The sequence below is a fragment of the Pseudomonas sp. rhizo25 genome (assembly GCF_031931935.1).
Lineage (GTDB): Bacteria > Pseudomonadota > Gammaproteobacteria > Pseudomonadales > Pseudomonadaceae > Aquipseudomonas > Aquipseudomonas synxantha.
In genome coordinates, this window is sequence record NZ_JAUJXA010000002.1 from 364,727 (window position 1) to 379,177 (window position 14,451).

General features: G+C 59.2%; 13 protein-coding genes. 8 read left to right on the forward strand and 5 right to left on the reverse strand.

The features are described 5' to 3' along the window. Positions 1 to 83: 83 nt before the first annotated feature. Positions 84 to 1,586, reverse strand: a complete 1,503-nt coding sequence (gene ppx, locus QZR30_RS05300) for an exopolyphosphatase (RefSeq protein ID WP_046070035.1) — start codon at positions 1,584 to 1,586, stop codon at positions 84 to 86. Between the two features lie 481 nt (positions 1,587 to 2,067). Between ppx and QZR30_RS05305 the strand changes: the two genes are divergently transcribed. From QZR30_RS05305 to QZR30_RS05320, 4 genes are all read left to right on the forward strand, one after another. Then, positions 2,068 to 2,715: a DUF1120 domain-containing protein gene (locus tag QZR30_RS05305; protein ID WP_056847012.1), complete on the forward strand. Its 648-nt coding sequence runs from the start codon at positions 2,068 to 2,070 to the stop codon at positions 2,713 to 2,715. An 83-nt stretch (positions 2,716 to 2,798) separates the two neighbouring features. Beyond that, positions 2,799 to 3,521, forward strand: a complete 723-nt coding sequence (locus QZR30_RS05310) for a fimbria/pilus chaperone family protein (RefSeq protein WP_082363173.1) — start codon at positions 2,799 to 2,801, stop codon at positions 3,519 to 3,521. A 10-nt stretch (positions 3,522 to 3,531) separates the two neighbouring features. Next, on the forward strand, positions 3,532 to 6,030 hold the full coding sequence (locus QZR30_RS05315) for a fimbria/pilus outer membrane usher protein (RefSeq protein WP_311903093.1): 2,499 nt from the start codon (positions 3,532 to 3,534) through the stop codon (positions 6,028 to 6,030). Beyond that, the gene (locus QZR30_RS05320) at positions 5,996 to 6,571 is read left to right on the forward strand and encodes a hypothetical protein (RefSeq protein ID WP_233518727.1); all 576 of its coding nucleotides are present in this window, start codon (positions 5,996 to 5,998) and stop codon (positions 6,569 to 6,571) included. The genes QZR30_RS05315 and QZR30_RS05320 overlap by 35 nt, the downstream gene beginning before the upstream one ends. Here the strand turns inward: QZR30_RS05320 and QZR30_RS05325 are convergent. Genes QZR30_RS05325 through QZR30_RS05340 form a run of 4 tightly spaced genes read right to left on the reverse strand, consistent with a single transcriptional unit; the run spans position 6,543 to position 9,382 of the window. Further along, a complete protein-coding gene (locus QZR30_RS05325) occupies positions 6,543 to 7,280 on the reverse strand; it encodes an amino acid ABC transporter ATP-binding protein (RefSeq protein ID WP_046070031.1) in 738 nt (245 codons plus the stop codon). The genes QZR30_RS05320 and QZR30_RS05325 overlap by 29 nt on opposite strands. After that, positions 7,267 to 7,917 carry an amino acid ABC transporter permease gene (locus tag QZR30_RS05330; RefSeq protein ID WP_046070030.1) on the reverse strand — a complete coding sequence of 217 codons (651 nt, stop codon included), beginning with the start codon at positions 7,915 to 7,917 and terminating at the stop codon, positions 7,267 to 7,269. Before QZR30_RS05330 ends, QZR30_RS05325 begins: the two co-directional genes overlap by 14 nt. Further along, a complete protein-coding gene (locus tag QZR30_RS05335; protein WP_046070029.1) occupies positions 7,914 to 8,582 on the reverse strand; it encodes an amino acid ABC transporter permease in 669 nt (222 codons plus the stop codon). Before QZR30_RS05335 ends, QZR30_RS05330 begins: the two co-directional genes overlap by 4 nt. Before the next feature lie 14 nt (positions 8,583 to 8,596). Beyond that, entirely contained in the window at positions 8,597 to 9,382 is a 786-nt protein-coding gene (locus QZR30_RS05340) for a transporter substrate-binding domain-containing protein (RefSeq protein ID WP_046070028.1), read from the reverse strand. A gap of 254 nt (positions 9,383 to 9,636) precedes the next feature. Here QZR30_RS05340 and QZR30_RS05345 point away from each other — a divergent pair, with 254 nt between their 5' ends. From QZR30_RS05345 to QZR30_RS05360, 4 genes are all read left to right on the forward strand, one after another. Further along, positions 9,637 to 10,332 (forward strand): FadR/GntR family transcriptional regulator, encoded by a 696-nt coding sequence (locus QZR30_RS05345; RefSeq protein WP_056847009.1) that lies wholly within the window; start codon positions 9,637 to 9,639, stop codon positions 10,330 to 10,332. Positions 10,333 to 10,452: 120 nt separating this feature from the next. Continuing rightward, on the forward strand, positions 10,453 to 10,782 hold the full coding sequence (gene trxA, locus QZR30_RS05350) for a thioredoxin TrxA (protein WP_003213989.1): 330 nt from the start codon (positions 10,453 to 10,455) through the stop codon (positions 10,780 to 10,782). Positions 10,783 to 11,017: 235 nt separating this feature from the next. Continuing rightward, positions 11,018 to 12,277 (forward strand): transcription termination factor Rho, encoded by a 1,260-nt coding sequence (gene rho, locus QZR30_RS05355; RefSeq protein ID WP_003176825.1) that lies wholly within the window; start codon positions 11,018 to 11,020, stop codon positions 12,275 to 12,277. Positions 12,278 to 12,432: 155 nt separating this feature from the next. Beyond that, positions 12,433 to 14,415: an acyltransferase family protein gene (locus QZR30_RS05360; protein ID WP_046070026.1), complete on the forward strand. Its 1,983-nt coding sequence runs from the start codon at positions 12,433 to 12,435 to the stop codon at positions 14,413 to 14,415. Positions 14,416 to 14,451 lie beyond the last annotated feature (36 nt).

Consider the following 14,451-nt stretch of genomic DNA (forward strand, 5'->3'; position numbering starts at 1 on the left):
GGTGAATCAGTCGACACATTAGTCGGCAGGGCCACCGCCATCGGGAGCAAGCCCCCTCCCACATTTATCTATCGGTGTGCTTTTTAGCGCAGGTTCAGGCTGAACCCCACCCGCGTCAGCCATTCCGCTTCCTGGGCGAAGTCCGCCTGGGTCAACTGGTTTTCATCCAGCCAGCCCTTGGGGAACACCACGTCAAGGCTGTCGCCAACGGCATGCAGTTTCACCTGGGGCATTTCCTGGGTACCGCGAATGTGGTGGAACAGGATCGCAAATCGCAACAGCGCGCACAGGCGGATCAGCTTGATGCCGTCTTTGCCGAACTCGGCAAACTTATCCTTGGGAATATTGCGACGATGGCCGCGCACCAGCAGCGCGAGCATCTGCTGGTCCTCCCGGGAGAAACCGGCCAGGTCCGAATGCTCGATCAGGTAGGCGCCATGCTTGTGGTAGTGGTAGTGGGCGATGTCCAGGCCCACTTCATGCACCTTGGCGGCCCAGCCGAGCAGCTCCCGCCAGACACCGTCTTCAAGGTCCCAATCCTCGGCGACCTGGTCGAAAGCGTGCAAGGCTTTGCGCTCCACACGAGCAGCTTGTTCCAGGTCGACGTGGTAACGCTCCATCAGCGAGCTGAGGGTGCGCTCGCGCACGTCTTCGTGGTGATGACGGCCCAGCAGGTCATAGAGCACGCCCTCGCGCAGGGCGCCGTCACAGTGGTCCATGCGTTGCAGTTCGAGGGCGTCGAAGATAGCCTCGAGAATCGCCAGGCCCGCGGGGAAAATGGCGCGTCGGTCGGGTTTGATGCCGTCGAAGTCGATTTTTTCCGCATCCCCAAGCTTGAACAGTTTGCGCTTGAGCCACGCCAAACCTTCGGCGTTTACCTCGCCAGTGCCATGGCCGCCGGCTTTCAAGGCCAGGCCAATGGCGCGGATGGTCCCGGACGAGCCGATGGCTTCATCCCAGGTCAGGCGGTGCAGGGCGTGTTCGATACTCATGATCTCCAGCCGTGCCGCGGTGTAGGCCTGGGCATAGCGCGCCGGCGTGATCTTGCCGTCCTTGAAATACCGTTGGGTAAAACTCACGCAGCCCATCTGCAGGCTTTCACGCAGCAGCGGTTCAAAACGCTGGCCGATGATGAACTCGGTGCTGCCGCCGCCGATGTCCGCCACCAGGCGTTTGCCGGGAGTATCGGCCAGGGTATGGGACACGCCGAGGTAGATCAGGCGGGCTTCTTCACGGCCCGAGATGACTTCCACCGGATGCCCGAGGATGTCCTCGGCACGATGGATGAACTCGTTGCGGTTGCGAGCTTCGCGCAAGGCGTTGGTGCCGACGATGCGCACGGCGCCAGTAGGCATGCCGTTGATCAGTTGCGCAAAACGCTTGAGGCAATCGAGCCCGCGCTGCATGGATTCTTCATTGAGCTTGCGCTCGTCGTCGATCCCGGCGGCCAGTTGCACTTTCTCGCCGAGCCGCTCGAGGATGCGGATCTCGCCGTTCTGGGCCTTGGCCACGACCATGTGAAAGCTGTTGGAGCCCAGGTCGATGGCGGCGATCAAGGACAGGTTCTTGGCTTGGGATTGCGGCATGGTTTGGGGATCTCGGTCGATAACCTCGCCATCGTGCCACGATCGACCGCTGACGCCAACGCGTTGTGCTTCGGTAATTTTATGAATGCTGTCTGTAAGGGTGTTTCATTATAAATGTAGGAGAAATTTGTATGTGGCCGTTGAAGAGGTGCTTCGGGGGGTAAGAGTATTTAATCATATGCGGTTGCCAAGATACCCATGACTTTGCTTACAGGGGTTGGAATAGTTCTTTGTCCGATACCTTGCTTGGGACTACTCTGCTAATGGATAAAGGTTATTGCTTGATTTAACCCGATACCACAATAAATGACGTGTTGTCTGATTCAATTGCTAAGCGCCAAGGCGCCAGACTGTCACTCGGCAATTCTGCCTAGGTGTTATTTATTTATAGTTTTGTATTACGGAAGATAAGGCGTTGGGCGACGGAGTCGCCAAGACCGAAAATAAAGAGCGCCTGAGAACTTCAAGTGACAGGACAAACATGAAAAAAATTATTGGATTGACCTTAGGTATTGCGTGCCTGGCTGCGACCCTGAGTGCCCAGGCAACCACCAGTGCCCAGTTGGTCGTCAGGGGCACCATTACCCCCGCTGCATGCAATCTCAGTCTGGCAGGCAGTGGCATCATCGACTACGGTACGATTCGCTCCGGCGAGTTGTCCCGCACGTCGTTCAACCCGCGCGAGGAGAGGACCACTTCTCTTGTCATCAATTGCGGCGCCACACCGGCCAGGTTCGGGCTCACCCTTACTGACCTGCAAGCGGGCAGCAAGGTGACAGGTATCCTGGGGGCAGGCTTTAGCGAAGCGCAAAACTTTGGCTTGGGCATGGTGGGAGGCCGGCGAACCGGTGGTTATTCTGTGACCCTCAGGGACCTGCGGTCTTCCGCAACGGTGCTGCATCCGATCATGCGTACAGGCCTGGGGGCCTGGCAGAACAGTGATGGCAAAGTTGCCCAGTCGCCAAGCCAGTATTCTTGGCGTAACAGCGTGACTATCACACCGGCCTCTATCAGCCAACTGACCGGCACACTTGCAGTGAAGGCGGTAATCAACAGGGCTCAGGACTTGGATCTGAGCCGCGACGTTTCCATTGATGGTCGCGCCACGCTGGTATTGAGTTACATCTAAACAACTGAAAACAGCCGATCAAGAAACCACTATTTCTTATTGGTTGTTTTTCTGTGGGCGGTTGATAGCAGATCGTCAACTTCATGAGTTGCGGAGAATGCCGAGTGCGTGTTTTTTTAATAAGTTTTGCGCTGCTGTGGAGTGTTTGTTTCAGCGCTGTTGCCACGGCGGACGGTATGTTGCCGGAAACAACGGTGGTGGTGCTATATGAAGAAGACGGTGAAGCCACCATCAATATCAAGAATACTGACGAGGCACCGGCGCTGCTTCATTCTGTTGTTGAAAACGTGCCTGAGGACCTGGAGCCGCTACTGATTGTCACACCGCCTATCACTCGAGTGGAGGCAGGGGAGACGCAGCTGGTGCGCTTTATCAGCACCTTGAAGGAGCCGCTCAAGACCCAACGGCTCAAGCGTATCTCCTTCGAGGGCATCCCCCAGGCTCGGGCCGCGGGTGGTGCGACCATCGGCATTACCCTGCGTCAGAATTTGCCGCTGATCCTGCATCCGCAGGGGCTGGCGCGGCACCACACGCCTTGGGAGTTGCTGAAGTGGAAGCGGGCGGGGCAACAACTGACCGTCCATAACGACAGCGCCTATGTCGTGCGCCTGGCGCCGGACGTACAACTGCTGCCAGGAAATACCTCGGCTATGTTGCCGCGTACCTACATCTTGCCGGGCGAGGTGCTGGTGGCGAAGGTTGACGCAGCCTTGGACGGCACCGCGCAAGTTCAGATTCAGCCAGCAACGGTCTATGGGTTTTCGGTCGATAGCTACCGAGCTCCGATCAACACCGATGAGGGTTGATCGACCCATGATGATGCCTCTGAATAACCGTGTCGCCGCCCCTTCGCGGCCTTGCAAACCCACATTGCTCGTCGGGTTTGCGGCGCTATGGAGCTTGCCTGGTCTCGTGGCTGCGCTGGAGATCGGCGAGGGATTCGATCTTGCAGCGCTCACCACCCACGGCATAGACCCCAAGGTTTCCGACTACTTTCGCAGTGCGGCGCGCTTCCGCGAAGGCGTCAAGGTGGTGGGGGTGCGCGTCAATGGAAACCCCCTTGGACTGGTCGATGCCCGGTTCGACGCACAGGGGGGGCTGTGTTTCACCCCTGGGCTGCTGGAGAAGGCTGGACTGGTCAAGCCCCGGGGCGTTCTTCTGGAAGGCGTCACGCCGGACCAGACTTGTCATGATTTCCTCGGGCAGTTCCCGACGACGATGGTGCGCCTGCGGCCCGGTACTGACGAAGTGGTGCTCGTGGTGCCCACCCAGGCCCTGCGTGAGCCGCAGTGGGAGGCCGGAAGTTTTTCCAGGGGTGGGGCGGCGGCCTTGTTCAACTATGACGTGCTGGGGTATGACAGCCACTCGCGCAGCGGGCCCACACGGTTCGTGTCGGCCTATACCGAAGCGGGTTTCAACCTGGAAGACTGGATCGTCCGCAGCCGCCAGTTCTATGTGTCTGACAACGGCAAGACGCGCACTGAACATCTGCATGCTTATGCGCAGCGGGACATCGCCGCGTTGCATTCGACTTTCCAGGCGGGCCAACTGTCCAGTAATAACCCGCTGTTTGGTGGCATCCAGCTCTCCGGCTTGCAGTTTTTTCCCGATGGGCAGTCCCGGATACCCGCAGGCAACAACAATGCGGTGGTCGAGGGTTTGGCCCAAAGCCAGTCCCGGGTTGAGGTGCGCCAGTCCGGCGTGTTGATCCACAGTACCCTGGTGCCCGAAGGACCGTTCCGGTTGACCGGATTGCCCCTGCTCAATGGCACCAGTGATCTTGACGTCAGTGTGATTGACGTGCGGGGCGCCAAGCGCAGTTTTGTTGTGCCGGCGGCGTCGTTCGCGGGGGCTGCCCCGGCGGCGCCTGGCTATTATTTCTCGCTTGGCGAACTGCGCAGAACGGCAGGTGAAGAGGGCCCGTCACCGTTGATTGCCATGGGCAGCGGCACCTGGGGGCTGGGGCGCGATTCGTCTGCGGGTTTTGGCTTGTTGAGTGCCGATGATTATTGGGCGGTGGGTGGCAGCCTGAGCAGTGTGTTTTTCCAGCGGGTTTCGGTTAACGCACGACATAACCTGTCCCGAGACAGCCACAAGGCTGTGTCCGGTTCACGTAGCAGCCTGTCCGTGAGCAGCCCGGTGGTCGCCAATATCGATGTCAACTTAAGTGCAACCACCCAAACGCGCGGTTACCGCGAAGTCACTGAAGTGGGGCATTCGCTCAGAACCGATGAGCTGGACTCGTACTTCAAACACCAATACACGGCGGGCATGAGCTGGAACGACGCCATCCTGGGCATATTTTCTCTGAACTACACGCGCAGTGCTCAATTTGGCGGGCAAACCACCGAACATGTGTTCGCCTCATGGAACAAGACGTTTGGCCGCGTCGATGTTGCATTCATCGCGGATTCGCAAGTGGGTGGCAAACGGGCCCGCCGTGACGCTTCATTTGCCGGCAGTGGGCCTGACAGTTCTCTGGATAACGACCTGTCCTTGCGCTTACAGGTCAGTGTGCCGCTGGGCGGGGATCGTCGTGTAAGCAGCTTCACCAGTCGCCGTGGAGACCAGTTCACCGCGGGGACTGCGCTGAGCGAAAGGGTCAACGAGTATGTGAATTACGAAGTCGGCGTCGAGCGCGACATCCGGGCCCGGGAGCAATCGGTGCGTGCTCAGGTTGACCTGCTGCCACGTTATACCCGGGTGGGCCTGGGCGTCAGTCGCGACCCCCTGGGCACCAGCTACACGGGGCAGTTGCAGGGCGGTGCAGTGGCTCACGAAGGTGGCCTGACCTTCTCGCCTTATACCGTACAGGACACGTTCGGCGTCGTTTCGGTCGGCGATATCGGTTCCGCGAAAGTCCAGACACCACAGGGCCCGGTCTGGACCGACTTCAGCGGGCAAGCCGTGATCGCGGGCCTGCCGGCCTACACCAACAGCCGAGTCGAGGTGCAGACCCAATCGTTGCCCAAGCGGGTGGACCTGAAAAACGGCACCCAGGTACTTGCCGCGGGTCGAGGCTCGTTCAACTCCGTGGATTTCGACGTAGTGAAAGTGCGTCGAATGCTGGTCACCGCGAACGATCAGCACGGCCGGCCATTACCTCAGGGCGCCTCGGTATTCGGCAAAGGCAATCGTTTCATCACCAGCGTGGTGGGCGAGGGCATGATTTTCCTCAACGACGTCACTGAGTCGCAAACCCTGCGGGTTTCATTGCCGGACTCTTCCACTTGCTTGTTGAACATTGACCCCGAGACCAAGCCAGACAATGACAAATTCTATGAAGCCGCATCGGCGGTTTGCCAAGGTGGTTAAGGCTGCAAGCCTGCCCTTGGCGCTATGTTGCACGTTGCTGGCGCCGTCTGATGCGTTGGCTGAAAACTGTCGCCTATCGCTGAGTCAGCCGCGCATCGATTATGGCCCGATACGCAGGCATGCAGAGGCTGAAAGCACCACAGTGGCGCTGACGGTCCGCTCGATCAGCGTGAATGTACTCTGCATTGAGCCAGCGGCCATGGCCCTGCGTTTTGTTGGCGTTGCCGCCGATGGGCAGGGTTTTCGGTTTGGCCGCGAGGGGCGTTACCGGTTGAGCCTCAAAAATGCCCAGGTGGATGGCCGCTCCGTCGATTGGGCGGTTGCCCATGTGCCTGGCGCACCAGCCAGCGGCCAGTTGCTGCCCGGCCAGGCGGTGGTAGCGCACGCAGGCGGCCGGTCGGTGGTCGGTCGGCGACTCACGGCCCTGGTGGATATCCATGCCGAACTGCCCTCCGATGCCTTGGCGGTCCGCAGTGAAATCCACTTGGAGGGGCAGGGCAGCTTTGAGCTGGTCAGCTCGGTTGTTCCACCGAGCCAATGAAATTGGCAAGCTCGGCGGTTCCTGGGTTGGCAAACAACATTTTCGGGTCGCCGGTTTCATGCACTTTGCCCTGATGCATGAACACCAGTTTGTCACCGACTTCCCGGGCAAAGCGCATTTCGTGGGTGACCATGATCAGGGTCATGCCGTCCTGGGCCAGTTGGCGCACCACACTGAGCACTTCATTGACCAGCTCCGGGTCCAGGGCCGACGTAATCTCATCGCACAAGAGCACCTTGGGTGACATCGCCAATGCCCGGGCAATGGCCACCCGTTGCTGCTGGCCACCGGACAAGCGATCGGGGAAGGCATCGAACTTCTCGCCCAGCCCGACCCGCTCGAGCATCTGCCTCGCCAGTTGGGCCGCCTTGGCCTTGGGCACTTTCTGCACCACCTGCGGCGCCAGCATTACGTTTTCACCAACGCTCAAATGCGGAAACAGGTTGAACTGCTGGAACACCATGCCGACTTTCTGCCGCAGGCTGCGCAGGTCGGCGCGGGCGGCATCCAGGTATTCGCCGTCCACTTCGATCACACCGTCATTGATCGACTCCAGGCCATTGAGAGTGCGCAGCAAGGTGGACTTGCCCGAGCCGCTGCGGCCGATGATCGCCACCACCTGGCCTTCATCCACCGTCAGGTCAATGCCCTTGAGCACATGGTGATCGCCGTAATATTTATGCAGGGCAGAAATTCTAAGCAGAGGCATGCAGTTTCCTTTCCAGGTAGCGCGCACTGAGGGACAGGGGGTAGCAGAGCAGGAAATAACCGAGGGCCACCAGGCCGTAGACCATGAAGGGCTCGAAGGTGGCATTGGCGAGCATGCCGCCGGTCTTGGTCAGTTCGGTGAAGCCGATGATCGAGGTCACGGCGGTGCCTTTGACCACCTGCACCGAAAAGCCCACCGTGGGCGCGACGGCAATGCGCAGCGCTTGCGGCAGGATCACATAGCGAAGTTGCTCGAGTGGGTTCAGGGCCAGGCTGGCGGAGGCCTCCCATTGGCCATGGGCGATGGAGTCCACGCAGCCGCGCCAGATTTCGGCCAGGTAAGCACTGGTAAACAGGGTCAGGGCGATTGCCGCTGCCAGCCAGGGCGATATATCCACGCCGAGCAGAGCAACACCGAAGAACACCAAGAACAACTGCATCAACAATGGCGTGCCCTGGAACAGTTCGATATAGGTGCGGGCACTATTGCGCAGGAACGCTTTACGGCTGATGCGCATCGTCATCACCAGCAGGCCGATCAGGCCGCCGCCCACGAACGCCACCAATGACAAGAGCAGCGTCCATTGCAGACCGGTGAACAGGTTGCGCACGATGTCCCACAAGGTGAACTCACTCATCGGCTGTTCCTCATCACAAACCGCCGGCCTATCCAGTTGAGCAACTGGCGAATCATCAGCGCCATGCACAGGTAAACGAGGGTGGTCAGGGCATAGGTTTCAAATGCACGGAAATTACGCGACTGGATAAAGTTGGCGGCAAAGCTCAATTCTTCAGTCGCGATCTGCGAACACACCGCCGAACCCAGCATCACGATGATGATCTGGCTGCTCAGGGCCGGCCACACCTTGCCCAGCGCCGGCAGCAACACCACGTGGCGGAACGCTTCGAAGCGCGTCATCGCCAACGCTGCAGCCGCTTCCAGCTGCCCGCGTGGGATCGCCTGGATCCCGGCGCGGATGATCTCGGTGGAGTAGGCGCCGAGGTTGATCACCATTGCCAGTACCGCGGCTTGCCACTCAGTGATTTTCAACCCCAGGGACGGCAGGCCGAAAAAGATGAAGAACAGCTGCACCAGGAAGGGGGTGTTGCGGATCAATTCAACATACACACCAAAGATCCACGCAAACGGCTGGATCTTCCACGCCCGTGCCACGGCGCCGACGGTGCCCAGGGCAACCCCGAGGATCGCGCCGATGGCCGTCAGCTCCAGGGTGAACAGTGCGCCGCGCAGCAGCAGGTCGGTATTGGCCAGCACTGGCACAAAGTCGAATTGATAGGCCATCTGTAAGCTCCGCTTCAGAGATCGGCAGGCAGCGGTTCTTTCAGCCACTGCAGTGCATTCTTTTCCAGGCTGCCGTCAGCCTTGGCCGTGACCAGGATCTGGTTGACCTTCTCCAGTAACGCTGGCTCGTTCTTGTTCACACCCACGTACACCGGTGAATCCTTGAGCTTGATCTTCAGCGCAGGTACGCGTTTGGGATTGCGTTCGCTGATGGCGACCATGACGACATTGCCGCTGGCGATCAGGTCGACCTGGCCGGCCAGGTAGGCGGCGATGGTCGAGTTGTTGTCCTCGAAGCGCTTGATCGTGGCTTCCTTGGGGGCCACTGCGGTCAGCTCGATATCCTCGATGGCGCCGCGGGTCACACTGATCGTTTTGCCCTTGAGGTCATCGGTGCTGCCAATGGCGGCCTCGGGCGGCCCGAACACGGCCAGGTAAAACGGGGCGTAGGCCTTGGAGAAGTCGATGACCTTTTCACGCTCGGGGTTTTTGCCCAGGCTGGAGATCACCAGGTCGACCTTGCCGGTGGTGAGGAACGGAATACGGTTCGTGCTGTTGACCGGGGTCAGCTCCAGCTTGACCTTGAGCTGGTCGGCCAGCAGCTTGGCGGTGTCGACGTCCAGCCCCCGTGGTTGCATGTCGGGGCCGACCGAACCAAATGGCGGGAAGTCCTGGGGCACGGCGACCTTGAGGGTGCCACGGGCGACGATGTCATCCAGACCATTAGCCTGGGCGGGAGCCTGGCTCAGCATCAGGCTGGCAAACAGGGCAGTGAGCAGGGCGCTGTAGCGCTTGGTCATGACAACTCTCCGAGAAAGGCGAAGGGATTTTCTGGATTTGCTCAGTGCACAGCCCATGCCATTCCTCTTGTAATGGCCTGCAACGCTTGGATTTGCTGGGCGGCGGCGGTCTTACTGGTCTGAACAGTTGTCGCCCGTTTCGCACCCTTTTCGGGCGTCGACAAAACTATGCGAGCCCCTTTGGGGCGTGGCTTGCAGCCGGTTGTAAATAGCTTTACAACTAGCGGCACAGTGACCTGGAAACCTGGTTTTTTATGAATTCCATCGCCCAAGCCGTACCGGAGGCGGCCCTGCAAGCCATCCGCAAGCTGATCAAGGAGCAGGGCTTCGGGCCGGGCGATGCGTTGCCTTCCCAGCGTGACCTGGCGGTGCAATTAGGGGTGAGCCGGGCGTCGTTGCGCGAGGCATTGTCGTCCCTGAGTGCCTTGGGCGTGGTCAGCGTGCAGCCGGGTAAAGGCGTGTTCGTGCAAGGCCTGCAAGACGCGCCGGGGTTCGCCTGGCCCTTTGCGGCGCAGGCCACGCCACTGGATATCTTCCAGTTGCGCTACGCATTGGAGGGGTTCGCGGCGGGGTTGGCGGCGGTGACACTGACCATTGATGAGCTGGATAGCCTGGAAGACAATGTTGCGGCGATGCGCAACGTGCTCAAGGCTGGAGACTTCGAAGCGGCCGCCCGTCTGGACTTCGAGTTTCACCAGCGCATCCTGCTGGCCAGCGGCAACCAGGCGATGGTGAGCATTCTCAGTGCCAGCGCCGAGGTGTTCCTGGAGAGCCAGAAACTACCGTTCATCCGACCGGAACGAGCCATGGAGACCTGGCAGGAACACCGCAAGATCCTGCGGGCCCTGGCCCGGCGCGCCAGTGCGACATCACAGAAAGCCATGCAGGAGCACGTACGCAATGCGGCGTTGCGCACCGGCATAGCATTCGTGACGCCCGTCACGTCGTGAATGGGTTATACCCACACTCATGCAGCGCCATAGCAAGACTCAATCAGACGCGGCTTCCTGAACGGGGGAAGGGCAGCTATGATGAGCAACGTTTTTTTTGCTTACATTCCGGAGACATCCATGAGCAACGATCTTATCAAGCACGTCACCGACGCGACCTTTGAGGCCGAAGTACTCAAGGCTCAAGGCCCGGTGCTGGTTGACTACTGGGCTGAATGGTGTGGCCCTTGCAAAATGATCGCTCCGGTCCTGGACGACATTGCAACCACCTACGAAGGCAAGTTGACCATCGCCAAGCTGAACATCGACGACAACCAGGAAACCCCAGCCAAGCATGGCGTGCGCGGCATTCCTACGCTGATGCTGTTCAAGAACGGTAACGTCGAAGCCACTAAAGTGGGCGCACTGTCGAAGTCCCAGCTGCAAGCTTTCCTCGACGCGAACATTTAAGCGTTGTCGAAAAAGCCCCGCAAATCGCGGGGCTTTTTCGTGAAACAGGGCTAGACGCTCAGAAATTCAGGTGGTACATTCGGCCCCGCACTGGTTTCTCCACTGCCCCCTGCAAGCCGTCGCCGACGCATTCCTTTTCGATTAGTACGCGATCCTGTCGCCTTCTCTGCGGCGCGGCCTCATTAAGCCAAAAGCTTAATTTCCCCCCTCCATAAAATGATTACGTCATTCCTATATGAATCTGACTGAACTCAAGCAAAAGCCGATTACCGACCTGCTCCAGCTGGCCGAAGAAATGGGCATAGAAAATATGGCCCGTTCGCGCAAGCAGGACGTGATTTTCTCCCTGCTCAAGAAGCACGCGAAAAGCGGCGAGGAAATCTCCGGTGATGGCGTGCTGGAGATTCTCCAGGACGGCTTCGGCTTCCTCCGCTCCGCAGACGCCTCCTATCTCGCCGGCCCAGACGACATCTACGTCTCGCCGAGCCAGATCCGTCGCTTCAACTTGCGCACCGGTGACACCATCGTTGGCAAGATCCGTCCTCCGAAGGAAGGCGAGCGTTATTTCGCCCTGCTCAAGGTCGACACGATTAACTTCGATCGCCCCGAGAACGCGAAAAACAAGATTCTCTTCGAGAACCTGACCCCGCTGTTCCCGACCGTGCGCATGAAGATGGAAGCCGGCAACGGTTCCACCGAAGACCTCACCGGTCGAGTGATCGACCTGTGCGCCCCGATCGGCAAGGGCCAGCGTGGCCTGATCGTCGCACCGCCGAAAGCCGGCAAGACCATCATGCTGCAGAACATCGCAGCGAACATCGCACGTAATAACCCTGAAGTTCACCTGATCGTGCTGTTGATCGATGAGCGTCCGGAAGAAGTGACCGAAATGCAGCGCACCGTGCGCGGTGAAGTGGTTGCCTCGACGTTCGATGAGCCGCCAACCCGCCACGTGCAGGTTGCCGAGATGGTGATCGAGAAGGCCAAGCGCCTGGTCGAACACAAGAAAGACGTGGTGATCCTGCTCGACTCCATCACTCGTCTGGCGCGTGCCTACAACACCGTGATCCCAAGCTCCGGCAAGGTGCTGACCGGTGGTGTCGATGCCCACGCCCTGGAGAAGCCCAAGCGTTTCTTCGGTGCTGCGCGCAACATCGAGGAAGGCGGCTCGCTGACCATCATCGCCACCGCACTGGTCGAGACCGGTTCGAAGATGGACGAAGTGATCTACGAAGAGTTCAAGGGTACCGGTAACATGGAGCTGCCTCTGGACCGTCGCATCGCTGAAAAGCGTGTGTTCCCTGCGATCAACATCAACCGTTCCGGCACCCGCCGTGAAGAGTTGCTGACCGCAGACGACGAACTGCAGCGTATGTGGATCCTGCGCAAGCTGCTGCACCCGATGGACGAAGTGGCTGCCATCGAGTTCCTGATCGATAAGCTGAAAACCACCAAGACCAACGACGAGTTCTTCCTGTCGATGAAGCGCAAATAATAAGGCGTTTCAGGTCCAAAAAAATGGCGCCCCTCAGGGGCGCCTTTTTTTATGCGTCGAGATTTTGCGGCATTTGTGGCATAAGTATCCGTTAAGTAACAAAAATTGACGCGTGACTACGCTAACTCCTTTCGTCACAGACTGATCACATCCTTATGACCACTCTTGCTTACCGCAGAGACATCGACGGCCTGCGTGCCATCGCTGTCCTCGCAGTCGTGTTATTTCATTTTGGCGTTCCTGGCATTACTGGCGGTTTTGTTGGCGTTGATGTGTTTTTCGTCATTTCCGGCTTTTTAATTACGTCAATTATCTGGCGTGAGCGCCAGGCTGGCCGCTTCAGTTTTATCGACTTCTGGGCTCGCCGCGCCCGGCGTATCTTGCCCGCGCTGTTTGTGATGATCGCCGCGACACTGGTAGCGGGTTGGTTTCTGTTGGCGCCTAAGGACTACGAGGAGTTGGGCCGGTCGGCGCACTATCAGGTGACCTTTACCTCCAACTTGCTGTTCTCGCGCCAGCATGGCTATTTCGATGTGTCTTCAGACATCAAGCCTTTGCTGCATACCTGGTCGCTGGCGGTGGAGGAGCAGTTCTATATCTTCTTCCCGCTGTTGCTGGCATTGCTGTCGAGCCGCCTGAAACACTGGCGCCTGGCGCTGTTCGCGGTGCTGCTCGGGTCTTTCGGCATGAGCGTCTGGGCGGTTGAGCATGAGCCGCAAAAAGCTTTCTTCCTGTTGCATCTGCGGGCCTGGGAATTGCTGGCCGGCGCGATGCTGGCAGTGTTGCCCAAGCATGAGTGGCGCGCTTCGCCCGCTTTGGCGCAAGGGGTCAGCCTGGCCTCCATGGCACTGATTCTGATCGCTGTACTGGGTTATGACGCGAAAACGCCGTTTCCCGGCGCAACCGCTCTATTGCCTGTGCTGGGGGTCGTCGGCTTGATCTGGGCCAACGGCCAGCAGCACACCTGGGTAGGGCGGTTGTTAAGTACGCGGGTAATGGTGGGTATCGGGCTGATTTCCTATTCCTGGTACCTGTGGCACTGGCCGGTATTCGTGTATGCCAACTATGCCGCAGTGGATGGCTTGAGCGCCTTGGAACTGGCTGGGCTGATGCTGCTTTCGCTGGTGCTGGGTTATCTGTCCTGGCGCTTCGTGGAAACGCCGTTCCGGGAAAAACGCTTGCTGGCCGGACGCAAGGCGATTCTGGCGTCAGCCTTGGTCGGCATTCTGGGGCTTGGCTTTACCGGCTTGGCGATACGCGAAGCTGACGGCGTGCCTTCGCGTTTGTCCGAACAGGCATTGCGTTTTGCCCAGGCCAAGAAGTGGAGCCCGGACCTACTGGCGTGCATGGCTGACAAAGACACCCCCGATGATCGGCTGTTCTGCCATTTCGGTCCGAAAAGCCAATCTGTTTCAGCGCTGGTATGGGGTGACAGTCACGCCACTGCGCTAATACCCGCGCTCAAAGAGGGGGCTGATCGCCACAATATCAGTCTGGTAGAGGCCAGTTTTGCCGGCTGTATCCCGCTGGATGGCCTGGAGAATATTGCTCGATGCGCGCACTTCAACCATCGCGTCGAGAAGGCCATGGCCGAGCAGGTGTTCAGCGATGTGGTGCTGGCGGCCCGTTGGAGCCTGTACGTCTATGGGCAAATGTCGGGTGACAAGGAGCATGCGCTTAAGGACCCCGGCACTGGCCAGTATGTGCGTGCCGTCGCCGAGCAACGCTTCGCCCAAGGCCTTCGTGAACGCATCCAGGGCTTGCGTGCTGCCGGCCATAAGGTCTGGCTGGTCAAGGAAGTGCCGCTGCAGGAGATCATCGTGCCTTATCGTCTGAGCCGCCTGGCGATGATGAACCGGTCAGTGGACGGTGAAGGGCTCGCCGTAGCCGAGCATGTGAAGCGCCAGGCCTTTATCACGCAGTTGTTTGACGAACTGGCGGCGGGCGACAGCGGTGTCAAGGTGCTGGACCCTGCGCCCCTGCTGTGCGGCAGCGATGGTTTGTGCCGGGTCGAACTCAATGGTCGAGCGTTGTATACCGACGATAACCATCTGTCAGACGTTGGTGCCCGGCACATCGAAGCCTTCCTGGAACCATTGTTCAGTTCCTTGCAATCACGAGGGCTGACGGCCAATTAAGCTGCCAGCCGCCCTCAGAGCAGGTAGGATGTACGC

Coding starts and splice junctions, on each gene's coding strand:
- ppx (WP_046070035.1), bottom strand. CDS start 1,586: ATGCCGCAATCCCAAGCCAAGAACCTGTCCTTGATCGCCGCCATCGAC.
- QZR30_RS05305 (WP_056847012.1), top strand. CDS start 2,068: ATGAAAAAAATTATTGGATTGACCTTAGGTATTGCGTGCCTGGCTGCG.
- QZR30_RS05310 (WP_082363173.1), top strand. CDS start 2,799: ATGAGTTGCGGAGAATGCCGAGTGCGTGTTTTTTTAATAAGTTTTGCG.
- QZR30_RS05315 (WP_311903093.1), top strand. CDS start 3,532: ATGATGCCTCTGAATAACCGTGTCGCCGCCCCTTCGCGGCCTTGCAAA.
- QZR30_RS05320 (WP_233518727.1), top strand. CDS start 5,996: ATGAAGCCGCATCGGCGGTTTGCCAAGGTGGTTAAGGCTGCAAGCCTG.
- QZR30_RS05325 (WP_046070031.1), bottom strand. CDS start 7,280: ATGCCTCTGCTTAGAATTTCTGCCCTGCATAAATATTACGGCGATCAC.
- QZR30_RS05330 (WP_046070030.1), bottom strand. CDS start 7,917: ATGAGTGAGTTCACCTTGTGGGACATCGTGCGCAACCTGTTCACCGGT.
- QZR30_RS05335 (WP_046070029.1), bottom strand. CDS start 8,582: ATGGCCTATCAATTCGACTTTGTGCCAGTGCTGGCCAATACCGACCTG.
- QZR30_RS05340 (WP_046070028.1), bottom strand. CDS start 9,382: ATGACCAAGCGCTACAGCGCCCTGCTCACTGCCCTGTTTGCCAGCCTG.
- QZR30_RS05345 (WP_056847009.1), top strand. CDS start 9,637: ATGAATTCCATCGCCCAAGCCGTACCGGAGGCGGCCCTGCAAGCCATC.
- trxA (WP_003213989.1), top strand. CDS start 10,453: ATGAGCAACGATCTTATCAAGCACGTCACCGACGCGACCTTTGAGGCC.
- rho (WP_003176825.1), top strand. CDS start 11,018: ATGAATCTGACTGAACTCAAGCAAAAGCCGATTACCGACCTGCTCCAG.
- QZR30_RS05360 (WP_046070026.1), top strand. CDS start 12,433: ATGACCACTCTTGCTTACCGCAGAGACATCGACGGCCTGCGTGCCATC.